The following is an 18,811-nucleotide window of genomic DNA, read 5'->3' on the forward strand; positions in this document are numbered from 1 at the left end:
GTCAAGCATAAGAACTGTCCCTATTAAGTCAATGCACGCAAACGATTAATGAGGAGTCATCAACTATATTGCAAGGTAGGTTCAATGAAGAGCTGCGAAGATGAAGGCTAGAGTCTTATTATTCCACCTTCAGGTGGATTTATTTACTGGATAATAATTTATTATGAATATCTGTTGCAGCCATGGCTGCTTGTCCTTGAGCAGTACAAATTTGGTTTAACTCTGAAACAACATCCCCAATCGCGTATAAACCAGCAACGCTAGTTTCTTGATGATCATTTACCACCAAGACTCCTTTACTGTGTTTTGCACCTACTCTTAAACCTAATTCATTATTCATCTTATAGCCTAAAGCGGAATAAATTGTATCCACTTTTAAAGGAGGATGTTCTTTAAAATAAATGGTTGAAGGTTTATCTTTTTCTAATTCAATGCGACATATCGGCTCTTCAATTACGACAATTTTGGCTTGTTCTGCTGCATTTTTTCGTTTTGAACCAGTTCGAAGCAGTTTGCCGCAGGTGAGTAAGAAAATATAAGGTGAATAATGTCTGATGAATAAAGCCTCATTCAAACCTTTGATTCCCTGACCTAAAATGGCGATTTTTTGATTTCTGACCTCATAGCCATCACAAATCGGGCAATGACGGAGCAGGCCGTTGGCAATGGCATCTTTAATAGCGGGCAATTTCGGTTCAATGTCAATGACTCCTGTCGCCAATATAACGGAATTGGCTCGTATTTTTGCTGTTGCAGTACTAACAATGAAACCAGAATCTCCCCGTTCCAAATCAGTCACCTGTTCTGATTGAACATAGATGTCATATCGGCTCAATTGCTCTTTTAGCCGGTTTAACAAATCTTTGCCTGAAATACCATCTGGAAAGGCAGGATAATTGTGAGAGGTAGGAATTAAAGATGCTCGGCTTCTACCAAAGTCGTAAATCCGAATGGTTCGCTGGTATCGCGCCAGATAAATCGCAGCAGTCAAGCCTGCAGGTCCTGCGCCGATGATTAAACAGTCCACTTGAGATGAATTGACAAGACTCACTTTTGTCCTTTAAAGGAAGCCCTGGGTTTGTTAAGAGTATAGCGAAGTCTTTCAAATTTGATAAATTATTGTGATATTTCAGATTTTGATCGTTATAATAAAATCCGACATGTCCATATGAGGGAATTATGCGCTACGAATTAGATTCAATCCTTGAATATACAAGAAATTTGCAGATCCTTTGTCAACGAACCGGTGTGGCAACTGTCGTACCAAACCTGAAGGAGTCTTTTAAGGTACATAGTGAAATGGCAGAGAAGTGTCTGGAAGCCTTAAGGAAAGAACATCCTCCCACCAAGCATGCTTTTGAGGCTTATGCCCAGTCCGTTTGGGTACTTGCCAAATACTTAAAGGAAAAGAGAGATGAAGTTCCACAAGGGCAAATGGATTTATTGGCTCAGCACTTACGCATCTTAAAAAAAGAAAAACAGATCCTTTTTCCCGATACGTATCTTACTTACCCCAAGCGTCTTTATACTGAAGAGGAATCCTATACTCCCGCAGCAAAGACTTTTATAAACTCTGAACTGTTTCAAAAATTAAAAAATTACAGTGAAGTTCTTTGTAAAGACAGAGGACCCCATTTTTTTGGTTTATTGTGTGTTAGTGAAAAAAAACACATTGCAGGGGAGTTGGTTAAGAGTATTGAGCGCGAGAAGACCATTGATGGAATTCAAGCTGTTTTTGAAGACTTTTATCATGATAAAAACCCCTATGGTTCTACAAACAAGAACAAATACGACCTATTAAATACCGGACGTGACATTTTCACTTTTGTTTTAGGATTTTTTGGCCTGCTAAAAACGACCACGGCGGGTCTCGTTGATCAAGCGAGTGAATACGCGTTTAATACGAATGAAGTTTATGATGAGAAAGAAAATTCGAATTTATTGGGGAGGATTCGTCAATTTTTCTGATGTTGTCTATTTAATAAGGTGGCTCTTGTTGAGCCACTTTAAATTTGCTGTTCCTATAATAAATTGCAAGAAAACTGCAATTACAATTACAGGGGAGAGGAGAGGTTACACAGGAAGCCCAGTGCACAAGTGCATGCTCAATTTTCCCTGTTCAATGATTTAATTGTTTTTTGATATTGTGTTAATCAGTTCGAATAAGTTGAAAAGAAAGTATCTAGATAACATGTTTGCTAGGGATAGCTACAGTTCTTAAGTGTTTACCCTTTGATTAACATTAACATGGTTGCTATGAGGTTAGCAGTTGCTTTTGAAATAGTATGCTGACGCTTGTGAGATGGCAAGAAAGACTTAAGCAAATCCCGAGAGCACGATCTTTCCTCTGGATTGTCCGCTTTCAAGTAGCTTGTGCGCCTTTCTTAAATTTTGGGCGTTAATGGGACCAAAATTTTCCTGAATGGTTGTTTTAATTAACCCAACGTCTACCAGGTGGGAGACTTCATTAAGAATATGGTGTTGCCTTACCATATCCGCTGTTTTAAACATTGAGCGGGTATACATCATCTCCCAATGAATGGAAATGCTTTTTGCTTTGAAAATACGGATATCCAGCTGTTCTGGATCATCAATTAAAGCCAATTTGGCTTGAGGTTTTAAGCAGTTTACTAATTCCTGGGCATGCGCATCGGTATGGGTGAGGCTTGCGACATAATCCACTTCGCCAATTCCGATGGAGTTCAGTTGTTCTTTCATGGGTTGACTATGATTGATAACGTAGTGAGCTCCTTGCTGCAAAGCCCATTGCTTCGATTCTTCACGGCTCGCCGTGCCAATGATGGTTAAAGTGGTTAGCTGTTTTGCAAGTTGAACTAAAATAGAGCCCACTCCTCCGGCTGCTCCCGTTATTAATAGGCTGCCCTTCTCGCTTGCTGTAACCCCTAAGCGATCAAACAGCAGCTCCCATGAGGTTATAGAAGTCAGGGGGAGGGCTGCTGCTTCTTCAAATGATACTTGTTTAGGTTTTCGGCCAACAATTCGTTCATCGACCAAATGAAATTCGCTGTTGCAGCCGGGGCGAGTAATATCTCCAGCATACCAAACCTCATCACCAGGTTGAAAAAATATAACGTGCTCACCAACTTCCTTAACCACACCTGCGGCATCCCATCCTAAAACGCGGTATTGACCGGAAGAAGGTTGCTCCCTTAAACGAACTTTAGTATCTACGGGATTTACTGCAATAGCCCTAACCTCCACCAACACATCGCGGCCACTTGCTTTAGGCCTGGGAAGCTCGATATCCAGTAGTGAATGTTCATTCTCAATAGGAAGAGAATCTTGGTAACCGATAGCTTTCATGCTTCCTCTCGCTCCATATCATTCTAGAGTTATATCACAGGTACAGGAAATTATCTCTTCTCCAAATTGTCATTTAATCGTTTGATCAGTTGATTGAACAGTTTTTTTTCTTCCTCATTGAAATCCTGAAGGGCTAATTCATTTAAGGTCTGGGCACAAGCATCCATATGAATTTTTACTTTCAATGCTTTCTCCGTTGGATAGATTAAATAAAGCCGACGGTCTGAAGGGGATGGGGTGCGAAAAATAAATCCATCGCGCTCCATTCTATCTAATGTTCTTACAGCGGTGGGTTGCTCAATACCAATGCGTTTACTCATTTCAGCTTGACTTAAACCTTCTTGCCGGAACAACTCCATTAAAAATGAACTGTAAGCATGGGTAATTTGATAAGGCTTTAATAATTCATTGGCTTTTTTTATCAACAAACGATTTGCTTTCTTTAAAAGGGTTGATGTGTACATGGGTTATTTTTCCATTTTATTTTGATGCATTGCTAATGTATAGCTTGCTATGTTAACATGGATTATTCCCGTTGTTTAGGAGTTTAATTATGAATGCTCTATCTCTTTATCAAGTTGATGCTTTCACCAGCCAATTGTTTACAGGTAATCCTGCTGCTGTTTGTCCTCTTGACAATTGGCTTGATGATCGCTTGATGCAAGCTATAGCCAGTGAAAATAACCTCTCGGAAACGGCGTTTATTGTGAAAGAAGGGGATGAATATCACATTCGTTGGTTTACCCCCAACAGTGAGGTAGCATTATGCGGTCATGCCACTTTAGCCAGTGCTTTTGTCCTATTTGAGGTGCTGGGTGAACAATCTCCCTCTATACGATTTAAAAGCCAAAGTGGGATTTTAAATGTTAGGAGACAAGGCAGCCAACTGCAACTGGATTTTCCCTCTCTGCCTTACAAAGAAATTACACCTTCAGAATCCTTATTAGATGCTGTTAGAGTTATCCCGAGGGCGGTCTATCAAAGTACATTTGATTTACTGTTCGTTTTAGAAGATGAAAAAGACGTCCAAAAAGCACAGCCCGATTTGGCAGCAGTAAGCGTATTGCAAAATCGAGGCATAATTTTAACGGCTCGATCGAAAGATTTTGATGTTTATTCACGTTGTTTTTATCCAGGCTGTGATGTTCCGGAGGATCCAGTAACCGGTTCTGCTCATTGTGTTATTGCTCCTTATTGGGCGGAATATTTGGGAAAAACAACCATTCATGCTTTACAAGGTGGAAAGCGAAAAGGTCAGTTGATTTGTGAGGTGAAGGACAACCGGGTTTTGCTAACAGGAGATTGCCGATTGTATTTGCAAGGAACAATTAACATCGCCTAAGACTAGGTTAATACGGGCTCAGTATTCACCCTGTCTCTGGAAAGCCCAAGCCTGAGCATTCCAACTGGCTTGGGCTAAATCGCTTATGATTGAAGGATTGCGCGTCGGCGTGAATGAAAGCCTATTAGAGCGACCAAACACGCTCCTGCAATTGCGCAATAAGGGATAAGCTGCAAAGACATTTGATAAGATTCGAGATTATATTGACGAACACCCTCAGAACTCATGGCACCTGACCAAGTCGCATCCATAGCATGGCCAATTACGCTATGGAAAAAGGATCCTCCAAGCATATTTACGCAGTTTAGGAAAGCAACAGATACACCCAGTAATTTAGTTTGGACCAAATCAGCACCGGCAGCAAAGATAATCACTTGATAACAGCACATCATCCCTATAACCAGGAATAAGCAAGCCAATCCATAGGAATGATAGACATGTGTAGATAATAACAGCTTAAAACTGAGTGCCATGACCAAACCAGCCAAGCTGATTACAGTGTATTTTCCTATTTTTTTACTTAAAAAGGCCAGGATGGGGCCGCCGAATAGCATTCCTACAAAAATAAATGATACTAATTGAGCTGCTTCGCCTTTAGTAATTGCAAAAGAAGTAATCAAATAGGGGACCCCCCAAACGTCTGCAAATCCTTCAAGAGAACCGACCATCATAAAATTGGCAATGGCCAAAACCCACAGCGAAGGACAGGCCATTACCTCTTTAAATTGCTTTGCATTAAATGTTTTTTGATCGGGTTGGCTGGTTGTCTGTGGACTGCGCAGAAAAAATAAAATGCAGAATCCAAGAGCTAAAGAAACCAGAGTCAAAACGAAAGCAACTGATTGCCAGTCATGCTGTTCAATCAGCATACTGATAGGCTTGCCTCCATATATTGCCCCCAATAAACCAATGCTGAATGAAAAACCGATCATTTTCGCGTAGCTGTCTTTTGAAAACCACTGCGAAATCACTTTTGATACAGCAAGAAAACCAATTGCCGATCCGGCACCAACTAGAAAACGGCTTATACAAGCTAAGTACCAAGAATTGGTGTAAGTAAACATAAGAGTGGCAAGACCACAGATTATTACAAAAGAGGCAACGACGTAGCGAATTTTAAAGCGTTCCAGGAGAATGGCAGCAGGGATCTGCATTCCCGAATAGCCGTAGTAGTAGAGTGCAGCCAATAGGCCAAAATGACTGGCATCAATTGAAAATTGTCCCATGATTTGGTGCATCATAAGCCCAGGCCATAAACGCAAAATAAATTGGTAGGTAAAAAAAGATAAAGTTAGAGCCCACATTAATATAGGAAATAATTTGAAATTTCTCTGAAACATTCGCAACCTCATTGCTAGGGGGTTTAAGACGGACAAATTTTAAGTGTGTGTGGGGGATTGATTCGGCTTTTCAGCCGATAATTGGGTGATTAATAATAGCAATGGCGTTAACGTGTTTTGACCACATTGTGTAATATAACCCTATTTGACCAATAAAAGACTATACAGGATTTTTTGTGAACTTGGAAGACGCTAGGGAATTTAAATGGGCGCATACGGCAAATATTTCTGTCGAAACTGTGATTTCCTCTTTCTCTTCAGAGGAGGAAAGAACATTTGTTGGTTGGGATAATTCCTTGAATGAAGGATTTCCTTTGCTGTATCTGTTGTCGAAGAACCCTCTGGTTTATGTTTGTCAAAGCCATTTTCTGCTGGACATTCGTTACGATGAGGCGGCTTGGTTAGTACATCTGAAACGAAATCTTCTTCTGGGGAAATCTGAATTTCACCGTCTAGGCTGACCAAAGAAAGGCTTTGATGTTGGGTAGGGATGTTTGTCATTTGCTTTTGCAAGGCGGTTGAAACAGTAATGGAACGTCGATATTCACTTGCACGTCTTGATTCAATCGGCTTAACTGAGTTCGAATTTTGGAGAAAGACTTCAGCACGTTTGTGGGATTTAAGGTTGTTTGATGAAAATTTTGGGCTATAAAGCACAGCATTATAATATTGAAGAGTGATGTCGTTGTAACGTGCACCTAATTCATGGGCAAAATTAATCGCCAGTTGTTTATTTGAATTATTGGGGTCGCAAATGAATAATTTGATGGCCTTAACCCTACTGGCAAGTTCTGCTGATAACCCGCAAAATTTCATACGCTGAGCAATGGTTTTTACCGCAAGGAAGTAAGGCTCTTCGCGTCGCTGATAAAAATATTTATTGATATTAATAACCTGAGTTGGATCACCACACCCGTCGGCCAAGACATAGATTGTGCAATCAGAAGGGCAATTATCACTATTAAAGCGGAAGTGAACATCGTAATCTTCATAGTCACCGTCTTCCTCGTCAGGTTGGCGATAAACAACAACATCGGGAATTTTAGCCTCTTTCCCTGCTTGCCTAATACTGTGTCGCCACTCTAAGGCTCTTAAATAAAGAGAAAAATTATTTTCTTTAGCAGCAAAAGGAATGAACAGGAGAAATTTACTCATGTAAGCAATGACTGAAAATTATGAGCAGATATTCTAGTTAATGAACATTAAGTGAATATTAATTCAAGAGGAAGTTCAAACGAGAGGCTGCCTTATGATTTCTTATCCCCAACACATATGAGGCTAAAAAAGAATGTATTATAATTAAATTTCAAAGGGCTTACTGGATCCACAATGAAAATTTTAACGGCTGTACTGCTCTGGGCGGGAGCCGCCATTTGCAATGCAACGCAGAGTATGATCTTAAATGTCAATAACACACAAAATCAATTTGTGGTTACCTTACCGGCTAATCCGACAACGGGATTTCAATGGACTATCGAAAACTATGACAAATCTTTTTTAAAACTGTTGACTAGTCGCTACATCGCTCCAAATACTAAATTAATCGGTGCTGGTGGACAAATGTTGTTTACTTTTCAGTTGAAGGCAGGAGCATCTTATCCTCAGAGCTCAAGCATGTTATTTAAATATGCACGCCCTTGGGAGACAAATACTGGAACAATGAAGAAAGTTACGATTAATTTCAACAATAAGGGTTCAGTAGAAAAGAATAATTAGATAAGTAGATACTGCACACAAATGGTTGGTGCAGTATCTCTTTGAATTAGATGAGTTCAACTTCTTCAGCTTGAGGACCTTTTTGTCCTTGAGCAGCCCTGAACAATACAGGAGCTCCTTCAGCAAGTGTTTTAAAGCCACTGCTTTGGATGGCACTGAAATGAACGAAGAAATCTTGACCTTCGCTCTCAATAAAACCAAAACCTTTCTTATCGTTAAACCATTTTACTTTACCGCGAATTTTCTCTGACATAGCTACTCTTTTTCTGTAATTGAATGCTTATTGTAGCATCATTCTTAAATTTTCTAAAAGATTTTATATGAAGTTCATTTCAAAAAAAGCAACAAAGAACCTTGATTGTACAACTGAGTTTTGCTGGAAGGCTAAATTTTAAAAATTTTTTGTTAAAGCCATTTAGATCTGAGTTAAAGTCCATATATTCAGTTATAATAAAATTTTATTTTAAGGTAGAAGAACGTGCGTACACTACTGTTGTCACTATTAATTGGATTACTATCTTTTGGCCTCGTGGTAAATGAAGCCGCAGCAAAACGCTTTGGTGGTGGGAGAAGCTTTGGTGTGCAACGCTCTTATCACAGCCTTTATTCTGCCAAGCCTAAACCCAATACTTTCACTCAAAACAGCAACGGTAAACGTTGGGGTGGAGTATTGGGCGGCTTATTAGCAGGTGGTTTATTAGCTAGTCTTTTCATGGGGCATGGTTTGGGCAGTGGCCTACTTTCCTGGCTAATTGTTGGTGCTTTGTTGTTTTTTGCGGTCAATTTTTTCAGGCGTCGTATGCAGCCAAATTTCGGGACTGGCACGGTGTTTAGGCAAAATACTTCAGATTGGCAACAGAACTCACACCATAACAATTATAATTATGCAGGCGCTTCCTCAGCTTACCCCAGAGGTTTTGTGGAAGAAGAGTTTCTTAGGGAGGCTAAGGTCAAGTTCATTCGTTTACAAGCGGCCTACGATCAAAAAAACCTGCAAGACATCCATGCTTTCACTGCCCCTGAAGTGTTTGCTGAAATCAAAATGCAAATTGATGAGCGTGGGGATGCTCCTAATCACACCGAAATTATGCAATTAAATGCCGAACTTCTTGATGTTTCGCAGCAAGTCGACTCAATAATGGCGAGTGTGCGTTTTACTGGTTCGATTAAGGAAAATACCGATCCAGTGCTTGCCCTTGACGAAATATGGCATTTTCGAAAATTCAACAACTCTTCAGAATGGGTTGTAGGTGGTATTCAACAACAAGCTTCTTTTGCTTCTTTGTAAATTGCCCGTGCGGCTTTGGCCGCACGCTCACAACATCATTATTATATGGAAAAAATATTTTCTTACGGCACTTTGCAACTTGAATCAGTACAGTTAGCAACATTTTCTCGCATACTCAAAGGCCATAGGGATTTTCTCATCGGTTTTATACTTCAGGAGCTTAGAATTACTGATTCCTATGTTATTCAAGTCAGTGGGAAAGAAATTCATACGATTCTTCTGCCCACAGGAAATTGTTGTGACCTAGTCGAGGGAACAGTGTTTGAGTTAAGCGTCCAAGAACTTTTGCAAGCCGATCGCTATGAGGTTGAGGACTACCAACGCATAAAAGTTAATTTGGCTTCTGGAGAAAGTGCCTGGGTTTATGCGCATCGTTCAATGTTGTCCTAATGATTTTAGAAATACTATTTACTTGAAGATTGTTTTTAGCTGTACTTATTGCAGGATAAATCAAATTGCATAATGCTAGTTCTTTAGCCAATACCAATTCTCAGGATGAGAAATGCCGTTAATCCGAAACATTAAATTTCTTAGAAACAGTCTGTATGGATTTTTAGTTTGTAGCCTATTGGTTATGTTGTCCTACTCCTATCTTGATCAAGCAATCGTTCACTGGATTAACCAATTAAATATTCCTCTGCTGAAAATTCCAATTGTCCTCATCCATTTTCCTGACTTGCTTACAGTTTTGTCTTTGTTATTCGTTTTATATGTTTTGCTGTTTCTTAATTATAAAGAACTAAACAAAACCTATTTAAAGTTGGGGCTTGCTATTTCACTGAGTATTTATTCCTCTTTACTGCTCAGTAAAATCTCCAAATTATTTTTTGGGAGACCGGGGCTACATTTTTGGATGGAACAACAATTTGCACCTGGTGCTTACCGTTTTCATTGGTTTGAAGGGTATTACGTGCGTTTTCAATCCTTTCCGTCTGGGCATACTGCGGTAACTTTTGCCGTGCTTTCGGTTTTATGGTTTATCTATCCTAAATGTCGTGCTCTGGCTTTGTTAGTCGGTGTGGCAATCATTTTTGGACTAATAGCCAGCAATAATCATTTTTTAGCCGATTGTTTAGCTGGAGCCTATTTGGGAATCGTGTTGGGGTATATATCAACAGTTTTTTTTGGTTTTGTAACAGCTAAGTAGGAGAGGGACTATAAACTGCTTGCGAATGGATAGGCCTATTTGGATAATATGCTATTTCTAAGGCATTCACATGCAAATAAAAGCCACTGTAACCAATATTAAAAAGCAATATACCTGGACTATTATTGACAAAAGCGAACTGATTAATCCAGCTGCTCCAAAAGATCATTTCCTGAATGATATTGAAGTGCAGATTTATCTTTGGACTTTCAAATTTAATTTTTCCAATCCAGATAAGCATTGCTTTAGCATTCATTCCTCGCAAGTTCTACCAGAAAGCTTACATGCTTTGGCAAGCGGATATTGTTCCCAAATGAGCGTGGATTATTTAGTTGAAAAGCATCAAAGCAGTGTGCCGTTTAACGGAGGCCAAGCCCAATATAATGCATCCTTTGTAACCTATTTTGCTGAGGCACTGGCTGTTCTATACCGGGAACTGCAGCATAGCAATCTCTGTGCACTAGAAAAAGACCGGCATTTTCTTGAATTAAAAGACTTAAGTAAATTGATGTCGTTGCCATCTCCTCACCCGGTATTGTCGCTTCAACTTAAGTGCATTGGATTGTTTTCCCACATTTCCAAAGAAAAATGTGCAAATATTAAGTTAGGGTTTATCGACGAATTTGCTTCGGGTCCCTTGTGAACATTAATGCTCAAGCTCAGGTTTGCGATTTTTCAAATAACCGCTGCAATAGCAAATGAAAATAAATCAAGCCCGCATAGGGATGCCAGCTGGCTGTAATGGCCGCCGTGTCGTTGGCATCCGGTTTTTCTTCAAGCTTAAGCAAGCGATGTAAATTGTTCTGTGCCCCCACATCATCTCGCGGAAAAACTTCCAAACGCCCCAGTCCTCGTAACAAGACGTACTCTGCAGTCCAACGGCCAATTCCTTTAAATTGACATAGGAAATGGATGACATCATCATTAGAAAATTGTCGAAGTTGTGCGAATAGATCAGGTTTCTCCAAAAACGCATTCGCAAGCCGTTTTAAAGTTTCACTTTTATTCTTGCTGTACCCCAATTGTTTTAATTCTTGAATTGAGCAATTTGCAATGTGGATAGGCTCCGGAAAAACATAATGTGCCTGTTGATCGTTTTTAAAGCTCAAATCAATGAATTGGATTAATCGATTTTGAATTTCAAGACCCGCATCCAAAGAAATTTGCTGACAAGAGATTGCATTCACCAAAGCTTCAAATAAGGAAGGGTATTGTGGAGGTTTAAGTCCCATAAAACGTGAAATCAGAATTGAAAGAGGCTTGTTTTTTCCTGCAAAAAAATAGAAATCCTCTAAATTTTTATTCAGTCCTAAAAGCCGCTCTAAAACTTGTGTGATTTCACTTTGATCATTAACTTCCAAGTTTCGATCGCATTCAATCATCAGATGGGCATTTTGCGTATTTTGATCTTGACTGACCTTAACACATGTTAATTGTGAGTTAATTAAAAATAGCCTGCTATAAGACTGCCCATCCCAGCAATCAACAATATTCTTTATCCTTCTTCTTAAAGCCGCAACCGTATAGTCCAGGCGAAAAGGAGGCATTGGGATTAACTGAAATTGCTGCATGCTCTTTCTCAAGATTCTCTTTCTTTTAAGATAGACGATACAGGATGTATAAGTTTCTGAAAATTGTTATAGCAGGGGGCCTGGATTAATGCTGGTGTCGTAGGGCACCAGCAATAATTGAGGAATCTTAAGCCGGTTTGGTTTTAATTTTTCTAAATGGCAAGTAGCGAGGTTCCCAAAACATATCTTTGATAATTGTTTCAAGATCAGCATCTTGATTAATTTGAGCAAGATTTTCCTCTATGGCCTTTCGAGCGACAGTAACTGCAATATGCTTTGCGACAACCTGTGCATCATCCAGGGAAGGGAGCAAAGGAAGAAAGCTGTCTTTTTTGCTTGGGGCAAATTCGCTTAAGGCTTCTGCAGCAGCCCAAATCATTCCTTTGGATAATCTTAAAGCTTTCACGGCCAATACCCCAAGGCCAATTCCGGGGAATACCAAAGCATTATTGCATTGGGCGATTTGCAGCAATCGATTTTGATATTCCACTGCTGGAAAAGCAGTACCGGTTGCAATCAATGCTCTGCCCTCACTCCAGGTCATGATATCAGCAGGTTGAGCTTCGCATCGATCGTCGGGATTAGATAAGGGAAACACAATAGGCCTTTCACAGGTTGAACTCATGATTTCAATGATGTCTTGGGAAAAAGCCCCGGGCTGCGCAGAACAACCGATGAGAATGGTTGGTCTAATTTGTCTTACTGTGTCCGTCAATGAGGGATAGTGTCGTGAGTTGCTATACCAACTTTCTATCTCCTCAGGTTTTCTGGCATAAGGCTTTTGCGCTTCGGTTAATTCCAGATCGCTATTGACCAGCAGGCCCTGTCTGTCAATCAACCAAAACCGGCTATATGCCTCTTCAGGAGAGTGTCCACGTCTGACCATCGCATCCACAATTTGGTCGCTTATACCAGTTCCTGCCGAGCCTGCGCCGTATACCACAATTCGATGATTCTCAAGTTCAATGCCGGTGACGTCGCAAGCTGCCAAAAGGGCGGCCAAAGTAACGGCTCCAGTGCCCTGTATGTCATCATTAAACGTGCACAGCTTGTCTTGAAATTTGTCCAGGATGCGTCTGGCATTACTGCGCCCGAAATCTTCCCAATGTAAGAAAGCATTGGGAAAATGCTTATGAATGGCATTAACAAAAGTGAGAATAAAATCGTCATAATCCTCAACGGGTATACGGGGATGCTGACAGCCTAGATATAGAGGATCATTCAATAAATCTTGATTGTTTGTCCCAACATCGAGAAAAACCGGTAAAGTCCTGGTGGGATCAAGGCCGCCGCAAAGGGTATAAACCATTAATTTTGCCACTGGGATATCCATGCCACCAATTCCCTGATCGCCGATGCCAAGAACCCCTTCGCCATCAGTTACCACGATTAAGTCAATTTCAGGATTAGAACGGTTATTAATGATTTCCTCAATATAATTTTTTTCAGAATGGGCTATATACAAGCCTCGGGGCTGGCGATATTCATGGCTATAGCGCTTTACGGCTGTGCCAACAATGGGTGTATATATCGTAGGCAACATTTCTCCCAAATGTTTGCTGATTAATTTAAAAAATAACACCTGATTTTTGTCGTGTAGATTATTCAAATAAATATTTTGTTGCAGGCGATTGCTGTAGCTTGAATATTGCAAATAGGCTCTTTTTACCTGCTCATCCAAAGTTTCAACTCGATGAGGAAGTTTACCCATTAAACCAAATTCCTGGCGCTCCTCTCGAGTAAAGGCAGTACTTTTATTCAATTGAGGGGTGGTCAGCAGAGGTTTACCGCAAATTGAGGTTTCCATAACCAATTCCCCAGTTTGCTCATCGCGAATGACTTTAAAATCTAGCATGATGGTTTCTTCATAATTTTAGTGAGCATAACAATAGCTCTTCAGATCCATTTATTCAATCTGAGTTGCTCAAAAATATGCTGGATTGTATTACAAAAAAGATTTTGCTGATGCGGCTTGTATAATGGATTTCGATTCTAAAGGAATTACATGGCATTGGATCTTGGCAGATGGTAAAATCAGAGCTTTTATTCAGTCCCTTGAGGTTTGGCAATGGAGAAATATATACTCCTGGTTTGTATGTCATTTTCTTTAGTAGCTTGTGCAAGTCCAAAGAATGAAGCCTACTATCGGCAGAATCCACAGCAGTTGCAGCAGGCTGTTCAAAACTGCTCGAATCAACAATCCACGCACGTCAGTTGTGAACGCTTAGCCAAGATTGCTCAAGACGTTAACGAACTTGCTTATCAACTGCAAATTAATCCCCAATCTTTCGGCAAGACTATTTTGCAATTGCAACAAACTTTAGCACAGCAACAGGCAGAGCTTAAGGTTAATCCCAACCAAGCTGAGCTAAAAACCGAAATTGAAAAAAATAAGCAGCAGTTGGCGCAACGATTGGCCATCGTAAAATGGCTCGAATCCCCTGAGAGTTGAAAATGAGAATTTTAGTAAGTAATGATGATGGGGTGCATGCTCCAGGCATAAGAGCTTTAGCCAACGAAATGTCTCACATCGGAGAAACCACTGTAGTGGCTCCGGATAGAAATCGAAGTGGTGCCAGTAATTCTCTTACGCTGACAAGGCCTTTGCGAGTCCGTCAATTGGATAACGGCTATTACAGTGTTGAAGGCACGCCTACGGATTGCGTCCATTTGGCTCTTACAGGCTTCATACAGCCTTTGCCGGATATTGTCGTCTCAGGCATTAATGATGGTGCGAATTTAGGGGACGATATTTTATACTCCGGAACAGTCGCTGCGGCAGTTGAAGGCCGATTTTTAGGTCTTCCGGCCATTGCTTTTTCAATGGTTGGAGATAATATCCAGCATTATGACACGGCAGCGGCAATTGCCCGGCAACTCTTGTTGAATCTCAGTAATGATATGTTGCCAGCGCAAACCATTCTAAATGTAAATATTCCTGATCTACCCTTAGATAAAATTGCGGGCATTGAAGTTACACGATTGGGTACTCGCCATGGGGCTGAACCGGTAATTAAGGAATATGATCCTCGAGGCCGGCCTATTTATTGGATTGGACCTCCGGGGTTGGAGGCAGATGCAGGGCCTGGAACTGATTTTCATGCAATAAATCGCCACTGTGTCTCCATTACTCCTTTGCAGCTCGATTTAACACATTATAAGGTTTTTGAACGACTGTCTGCATGGGTGGATAGAATTAATTTAGCTTGCGAAGTTGAATGAATTCCAGCCTGGCGATAGGTGTTCGATGATTCAGCAATTGAGAATTTAATATGATGATCCGGTTACTTGTTGCTATATTTATCGTTTTACTTGCTGGATGTGAGACTAGAACCACGTTGGCACCTGTAGTGGAGGGGCAGTGGAGAGCAAGAACTAATTACCAGGGTAAGCACGTCGTGCAAGCAGGTGAAACCCTTTATGCGGTAGCTTTCCGCTATGACATTGATTATCGACAACTTGCCGCCTATAACCATTTGCAAAGCCCTTACAACATTCGCGTAGGCCAGGTACTAAAAATTGGCTCCACCGCCCCTCGATTTATTACAACTCCAAAGACGATTCACAAACCCTATCCTGTAAAAAGAGCTACAATAAAAAAAGGGCCTTCGCATTATACAACTGTTAAAACTTACTACAGACCAACTGGAAAGGGAAATTGGGTTTGGCCTGTAAATGGTCGAATCGCAACCAACTTTGTCCCGCAAGAAGGTAAAAAAGGCATAGATATTGCTGGTAAAAAAGGCGAAAGAATAAGGGCTGCTTCCAGCGGTATTGTCGCTTATGCGGGTAGTGGATTATCAGGTTATGGAAACCTGATTATTATCAAACACAATAATCAATTCCTGACTGCATATGGCAACAATTTAAAGAATTTGGTGAAAGAAGGCCAAACTGTTAAAGCTGGACAAGTAATTGCCGAAATGGGAATGATAGATAGGCGCTTTTGGGGGGTTCATTTTGAGATCAGAATGGCAGGAAAGCCAGTAAACCCCTTAATTTATTTAAGAAATTGAAAGATGTTGCAGTTGGTCATTGAATGAGGTGTTTTCTTAATCGGATATAAAACACATAGGTGATATCATGCAACCAGAAGATGAATCAATTAAGCCAGATGAAATCCCTGCAGAGGATTGGGATGAGTCACCTGATGATGACACATTACTTACTGAAGATGATGAGACTCCTTTGGTGGCTGCAGAAGAGGCTGAGCCAGATTTTAGCGATGAGGAGGCTTTCCCAAGCTTTCAAAGGGGCAAGCAAGCGTCCAAAGTCATGGATGCCACCCAACTTTATTTAAGTGAAATCGGATTTTCTCCGTTATTGTCTGCTGAAGAAGAGGTCCATTACGCCAGGCTAGCCCTTAAGGGGGACGCTGCGGCTCGTAAAAAAATGATTGAATCCAATCTGCGCCTGGTGGTTAAAATTGCTCGCCGTTACCTTAACCGTGGATTACCTTTACTTGATTTGATTGAAGAGGGAAACCTCGGTCTCATGAAATCTGTAGAAAAATTTGATCCAGATCGAGGCTTTCGGTTTTCCACTTATGCCACATGGTGGATAAGACAGACGATAGAACGAGCCATTATGAATCAGACAAGAACCATCCGTTTGCCGATTCATGTGGTTAAAGAATTGAACGTCTACTTAAGAGCAGCAAGGCAATTAACCCAAAAACTGGATCATGAACCATCCGCGGAGGAAATTGCCGAGATGGTCGATAAGCCCCTTGAAGACGTCGAAAAATTATTAGGTTTGAACGACAAAGTGGCCTCTGTGGATACGCCCATTGGTTACGATGAAAATAAATCATTGCTCGATACCATTGCTGACGAAAACAGTATGAATCCAGCTGAGCTGCTCACGGATGAGAATTTGCGCACACACATTGAGTCCTTGTTGGATAAACTCACGGAAAATCAGCAACAGGTGATTGCAAGACGTTTTGGTTTGCGGGGATATGAGAAGGCAACGCTTGAAGATGTTGGTAAAGAAATAAATCTCACTCGAGAGCGAGTCAGGCAAATTCAAGTTGAGGCGTTAAAAACTCTGCGTGGATTACTTGAGAAAGTGGGTTTGACTCAGGAAGATTTATTCTAAAATAAGGTGAGTGTAATACTCACCTTATGTGCTGTCATCGAGTTGCTGAGGCTGCCGCTGTTTCATTGTCCAAACCTGAAGAACAGGCTGCGGCTACTTGATTTATTTCGTTGCTGTACTGGCCGTCTGTCATGTTATCCGCAACTTTAATAAGACGCATCAGGCGTGGCTTGGCACAATTGCAGTATGCAGTTGAGATTTGTTTGCTATTTTCATTCATTTTTGGGAACACAAGTGCAAATCTGTCCGCACAATACTCATCCAAATCCTCTTCAGACACTTTGTCAAAACCTACTTCATTTTCAAGAGAGTCCATAGTGTCCTCCAACAGCGTTTGTGACATGCAAAGCTGCATAGCCTTATTGATGTTTTCAGCATTATCAAGCGGCTGTTGTGCGGCGCAATCACAGTATTTTTCACCAAAATTGCGATAATCCGTTTTATCCTGATCCTTATCCATCCTCTGCATCCAGGAATTAACACAAGTGGCTAAGAAGGATGGGGGATTACTGATGATAGCATTCGTATTGGGTGAGCTACTGAATCCACATAAAGGAATCATGCCAAGGACTAAACCAATTAAGTATAATTTGATATGGGTTGACTTCATACTAACTCCTGAAATACGGCTATTGCTCAGTTAAGATGAGCGACTGGTTCTTTAAAATTTAACGGTAATTGTTGCCAACAAGCTGAATAATTGGTGTCCCTTGCATTGTGATTGAAAGCTTGTTCACTGACAAGCCAAGGTTTTTTGGTTTCGAACATGAAAGCCAAGGTATTCTCATAGCGCATGGGCTTTAGTTCCTCTTCAATAACGGCATGATAACTGTCATTGTCTGGCCCATGTGCAGTCATACAGTTGTGGATACTGATGCCACCCGGAAGAAAACCAGTTTTTTTTGCATCGTATTCACCGCGTATAAGTCCCATAAATTCACTCATGATGTTTCGATGAAAATAGGGGGGGCGAAAGGTATGTTCTGCTACCATCCAGCGCGGTGGGAAAATAACAAAATCCAAATTGGCCACTCCAGGAGTATTACTTTCTGAAGTAAGTACGGTAAAAATAGAGGGATCAGGATGGTCAAAGCTTACGGTATTAATCGTATTGAAAAGGGATAAATCATAGCAATATGGCGCGTAGTTTCCATGCCATGCAATTACGTTTAAAGGCGAATGATTGGATTTCGCTGCCCAAAGTTGATGCTGATATTTACAAATTAACTGTACTTCGTCCTGAATATTTTCAAATGATGCACGTGGATAAAGAAAATGCCTTGGATTGGCTAAACCGTTTGCACCAATGGGCCCGAGTTGAGGCAAAGCTAAAGGGGCTGCCATGTTTTCACATAAATAGCCTGCAGCGGAACTTGAAAGCACGTTAATTTTAAAAAATACACCTCTGGGTATTACTGCGATTTGTCCCGGGTGAATCTCCATTTTGCCAAATTCACTTTGAATAAGAATTCCTCCTGAGTAAGGCACAAAAAGGAGCTCACCATCGCTGTTGCTAAAATAACGGCTTTCCATGGACTGGTTGCAATAATAGAGGAAGGCGTTGGCTGTTTTATGTCCGGCCATATGAAATAGGCCGTCGATAAAATCCTGCTTTTCATCCTGGACTAAGTTAAGAGGGTGCCAACGAAGGGGATTGGGTGCTTGATTTTTGGCATAGTTAATGAGCAATGGCTTTTTATAGGCCACATAGTCCTGATGAACGACAGAGGGTAAACTGCGGTATAACCAGCTTCGTAAATTCACATGTCGCGGTCTGGTGAACGCAGTACCACTCAATTGTTCAGCGTAAAGACCATATGCGCATTGTTGCGGAGAATTCTGATCCTTCGGCAATGCTCCAGGCAATGCTTCAGTTTCATGATAATTGCCAAATCCTGCAAGATACACTGCAATCTCCCTTTTTAAAAATCACACTAGCATAGCTTGAAAGGGTTAAGCCTGTCGAGATTTGTTGACTGGCAT

21 protein-coding genes are annotated in these 18,811 nt (G+C 40.9%); 11 read left to right on the forward strand and 10 right to left on the reverse strand.

The genetic code is table 11. The features are described 5' to 3' along the window. Positions 1-139 precede the first annotated feature (139 nt). Positions 140-1,051 carry an NAD(P)/FAD-dependent oxidoreductase gene (locus EL203_RS05605; RefSeq protein ID WP_058470109.1) on the reverse strand — a complete coding sequence of 304 codons (912 nt, stop codon included), beginning with the start codon at positions 1,049-1,051 and terminating at the stop codon, positions 140-142. A gap of 128 nt (positions 1,052-1,179) precedes the next feature. Here EL203_RS05605 and EL203_RS05610 point away from each other — a divergent pair, with 128 nt between their 5' ends. Continuing rightward, positions 1,180-1,968, forward strand: coding sequence for a hypothetical protein (locus EL203_RS05610; RefSeq protein ID WP_058470108.1), 789 nt, complete (start codon positions 1,180-1,182; stop codon positions 1,966-1,968). 348 nt (positions 1,969-2,316) lie between these two features. Here the strand turns inward: EL203_RS05610 and EL203_RS05615 are convergent, their stop codons facing one another. Then, the gene (locus EL203_RS05615) at positions 2,317-3,324 is read right to left on the reverse strand and encodes a zinc-binding alcohol dehydrogenase family protein (RefSeq protein WP_058470107.1); all 1,008 of its coding nucleotides are present in this window, start codon (positions 3,322-3,324) and stop codon (positions 2,317-2,319) included. 50 nt (positions 3,325-3,374) lie between these two features. Further along, on the reverse strand, positions 3,375-3,788 hold the full coding sequence (locus tag EL203_RS05620; protein WP_058470106.1) for a MarR family winged helix-turn-helix transcriptional regulator: 414 nt from the start codon (positions 3,786-3,788) through the stop codon (positions 3,375-3,377). An 89-nt stretch (positions 3,789-3,877) separates the two neighbouring features. Here EL203_RS05620 and EL203_RS05625 point away from each other — a divergent pair, with 89 nt between their 5' ends. After that, the gene (locus tag EL203_RS05625; protein WP_058470105.1) at positions 3,878-4,666 is read left to right on the forward strand and encodes a PhzF family phenazine biosynthesis protein; all 789 of its coding nucleotides are present in this window, start codon (positions 3,878-3,880) and stop codon (positions 4,664-4,666) included. A gap of 83 nt (positions 4,667-4,749) precedes the next feature. Here EL203_RS05625 and EL203_RS05630 read toward each other — a convergent pair whose 3' ends face one another. Beyond that, positions 4,750-6,006, reverse strand: a complete 1,257-nt coding sequence (locus EL203_RS05630; protein ID WP_082647129.1) for an MFS transporter — start codon at positions 6,004-6,006, stop codon at positions 4,750-4,752. Between the two features lie 201 nt (positions 6,007-6,207). Beyond that, positions 6,208-7,161, reverse strand: coding sequence for a hypothetical protein (locus tag EL203_RS05635; protein WP_058470103.1), 954 nt, complete (start codon positions 7,159-7,161; stop codon positions 6,208-6,210). A gap of 174 nt (positions 7,162-7,335) precedes the next feature. Between EL203_RS05635 and EL203_RS05640 the strand changes: the two genes are divergently transcribed. Then, positions 7,336-7,722, forward strand: coding sequence for a protease inhibitor I42 family protein (locus tag EL203_RS05640; RefSeq protein WP_058470102.1), 387 nt, complete (start codon positions 7,336-7,338; stop codon positions 7,720-7,722). Positions 7,723-7,768: 46 nt separating this feature from the next. On the opposite strand, the gene EL203_RS05645 is transcribed toward EL203_RS05640, so the two are convergent. Further along, positions 7,769-7,975, reverse strand: a complete 207-nt coding sequence (locus tag EL203_RS05645; RefSeq protein WP_058470101.1) for a cold-shock protein — start codon at positions 7,973-7,975, stop codon at positions 7,769-7,771. Between the two features lie 225 nt (positions 7,976-8,200). Between EL203_RS05645 and EL203_RS05650 the strand changes: the two genes are divergently transcribed. The 4 genes from EL203_RS05650 (at position 8,201) to EL203_RS05665 (ending at position 10,800) form a co-directional block, all read left to right on the forward strand. Next, entirely contained in the window at positions 8,201-9,010 is an 810-nt protein-coding gene (locus EL203_RS05650) for a Tim44 domain-containing protein (protein WP_058470100.1), read from the forward strand. 45 nt (positions 9,011-9,055) lie between these two features. Continuing rightward, on the forward strand, positions 9,056-9,400 hold the full coding sequence (locus EL203_RS05655; protein ID WP_058470099.1) for a gamma-glutamylcyclotransferase family protein: 345 nt from the start codon (positions 9,056-9,058) through the stop codon (positions 9,398-9,400). Between the two features lie 112 nt (positions 9,401-9,512). Continuing rightward, positions 9,513-10,157: a phosphatase PAP2 family protein gene (locus tag EL203_RS05660; RefSeq protein WP_058470098.1), complete on the forward strand. Its 645-nt coding sequence runs from the start codon at positions 9,513-9,515 to the stop codon at positions 10,155-10,157. Positions 10,158-10,227: 70 nt separating this feature from the next. Next, positions 10,228-10,800 (forward strand): hypothetical protein, encoded by a 573-nt coding sequence (locus tag EL203_RS05665; RefSeq protein WP_058470097.1) that lies wholly within the window; start codon positions 10,228-10,230, stop codon positions 10,798-10,800. A 16-nt stretch (positions 10,801-10,816) separates the two neighbouring features. Here the strand turns inward: EL203_RS05665 and EL203_RS05670 are convergent, their stop codons facing one another. Further along, the gene (locus EL203_RS05670; protein ID WP_058470096.1) at positions 10,817-11,728 is read right to left on the reverse strand and encodes a DNA-3-methyladenine glycosylase family protein; all 912 of its coding nucleotides are present in this window, start codon (positions 11,726-11,728) and stop codon (positions 10,817-10,819) included. A gap of 127 nt (positions 11,729-11,855) precedes the next feature. Next, positions 11,856-13,583, reverse strand: coding sequence for an NAD-dependent malic enzyme (locus EL203_RS05675; protein ID WP_058470095.1), 1,728 nt, complete (start codon positions 13,581-13,583; stop codon positions 11,856-11,858). Between the two features lie 213 nt (positions 13,584-13,796). Here EL203_RS05675 and EL203_RS05680 point away from each other — a divergent pair, with 213 nt between their 5' ends. The 4 genes from EL203_RS05680 to rpoS all read left to right on the forward strand — a co-directional run bounded on the left by EL203_RS05680 (position 13,797) and on the right by rpoS (position 16,828). Continuing rightward, positions 13,797-14,180 (forward strand): hypothetical protein, encoded by a 384-nt coding sequence (locus EL203_RS05680; protein WP_064108323.1) that lies wholly within the window; start codon positions 13,797-13,799, stop codon positions 14,178-14,180. Between the two features lie 2 nt (positions 14,181-14,182). After that, positions 14,183-14,950, forward strand: a complete 768-nt coding sequence (gene surE / locus EL203_RS05685; protein ID WP_058470093.1) for a 5'/3'-nucleotidase SurE — start codon at positions 14,183-14,185, stop codon at positions 14,948-14,950. 50 nt (positions 14,951-15,000) lie between these two features. After that, positions 15,001-15,744: a peptidoglycan DD-metalloendopeptidase family protein gene (locus EL203_RS05690; RefSeq protein WP_232004035.1), complete on the forward strand. Its 744-nt coding sequence runs from the start codon at positions 15,001-15,003 to the stop codon at positions 15,742-15,744. Positions 15,745-15,811: 67 nt separating this feature from the next. Continuing rightward, entirely contained in the window at positions 15,812-16,828 is a 1,017-nt protein-coding gene (gene rpoS, locus EL203_RS05695) for an RNA polymerase sigma factor RpoS (RefSeq protein WP_058470092.1), read from the forward strand. 34 nt (positions 16,829-16,862) lie between these two features. Here the strand turns inward: rpoS and EL203_RS05700 are convergent, their stop codons facing one another. Continuing rightward, entirely contained in the window at positions 16,863-17,438 is a 576-nt protein-coding gene (locus tag EL203_RS05700; protein ID WP_058470091.1) for a hypothetical protein, read from the reverse strand. A 26-nt stretch (positions 17,439-17,464) separates the two neighbouring features. After that, positions 17,465-18,736 (reverse strand): homogentisate 1,2-dioxygenase, encoded by a 1,272-nt coding sequence (gene hmgA, locus EL203_RS05705; protein WP_058470090.1) that lies wholly within the window; start codon positions 18,734-18,736, stop codon positions 17,465-17,467. Positions 18,737-18,811 lie beyond the last annotated feature (75 nt).

The sequence above is a fragment of the Legionella jordanis genome, from assembly GCF_900637635.1.
In the GTDB taxonomy this organism is placed as follows: domain Bacteria; phylum Pseudomonadota; class Gammaproteobacteria; order Legionellales; family Legionellaceae; genus Tatlockia; species Tatlockia jordanis.

Bases quoted from the DNA above. Each gene is read 5' to 3' on its own strand.
- EL203_RS05610 (WP_058470108.1), top strand. From the start codon at position 1,180: ATGCGCTACGAATTAGATTCAATCCTTGAATATACAAGAAATTTGCAG.
- EL203_RS05680 (WP_064108323.1), top strand. From the start codon at position 13,797: ATGGAGAAATATATACTCCTGGTTTGTATGTCATTTTCTTTAGTAGCT.
- EL203_RS05655 (WP_058470099.1), top strand. From the start codon at position 9,056: ATGGAAAAAATATTTTCTTACGGCACTTTGCAACTTGAATCAGTACAG.
- EL203_RS05670 (WP_058470096.1), bottom strand. From the start codon at position 11,728: ATGCAGCAATTTCAGTTAATCCCAATGCCTCCTTTTCGCCTGGACTAT.
- EL203_RS05640 (WP_058470102.1), top strand. From the start codon at position 7,336: ATGAAAATTTTAACGGCTGTACTGCTCTGGGCGGGAGCCGCCATTTGC.
- rpoS (WP_058470092.1), top strand. From the start codon at position 15,812: ATGCAACCAGAAGATGAATCAATTAAGCCAGATGAAATCCCTGCAGAG.
- EL203_RS05615 (WP_058470107.1), bottom strand. From the start codon at position 3,324: ATGAAAGCTATCGGTTACCAAGATTCTCTTCCTATTGAGAATGAACAT.
- EL203_RS05675 (WP_058470095.1), bottom strand. From the start codon at position 13,583: ATGCTAGATTTTAAAGTCATTCGCGATGAGCAAACTGGGGAATTGGTT.
- EL203_RS05635 (WP_058470103.1), bottom strand. From the start codon at position 7,161: ATGAGTAAATTTCTCCTGTTCATTCCTTTTGCTGCTAAAGAAAATAAT.
- EL203_RS05645 (WP_058470101.1), bottom strand. From the start codon at position 7,975: ATGTCAGAGAAAATTCGCGGTAAAGTAAAATGGTTTAACGATAAGAAA.
- EL203_RS05700 (WP_058470091.1), bottom strand. From the start codon at position 17,438: ATGAAGTCAACCCATATCAAATTATACTTAATTGGTTTAGTCCTTGGC.
- EL203_RS05630 (WP_082647129.1), bottom strand. From the start codon at position 6,006: ATGTTTCAGAGAAATTTCAAATTATTTCCTATATTAATGTGGGCTCTA.
- EL203_RS05625 (WP_058470105.1), top strand. From the start codon at position 3,878: ATGAATGCTCTATCTCTTTATCAAGTTGATGCTTTCACCAGCCAATTG.
- surE (WP_058470093.1), top strand. From the start codon at position 14,183: ATGAGAATTTTAGTAAGTAATGATGATGGGGTGCATGCTCCAGGCATA.
- EL203_RS05690 (WP_232004035.1), top strand. From the start codon at position 15,001: ATGATGATCCGGTTACTTGTTGCTATATTTATCGTTTTACTTGCTGGA.
- EL203_RS05665 (WP_058470097.1), top strand. From the start codon at position 10,228: ATGCAAATAAAAGCCACTGTAACCAATATTAAAAAGCAATATACCTGG.
- EL203_RS05660 (WP_058470098.1), top strand. From the start codon at position 9,513: ATGCCGTTAATCCGAAACATTAAATTTCTTAGAAACAGTCTGTATGGA.
- EL203_RS05620 (WP_058470106.1), bottom strand. From the start codon at position 3,788: ATGTACACATCAACCCTTTTAAAGAAAGCAAATCGTTTGTTGATAAAA.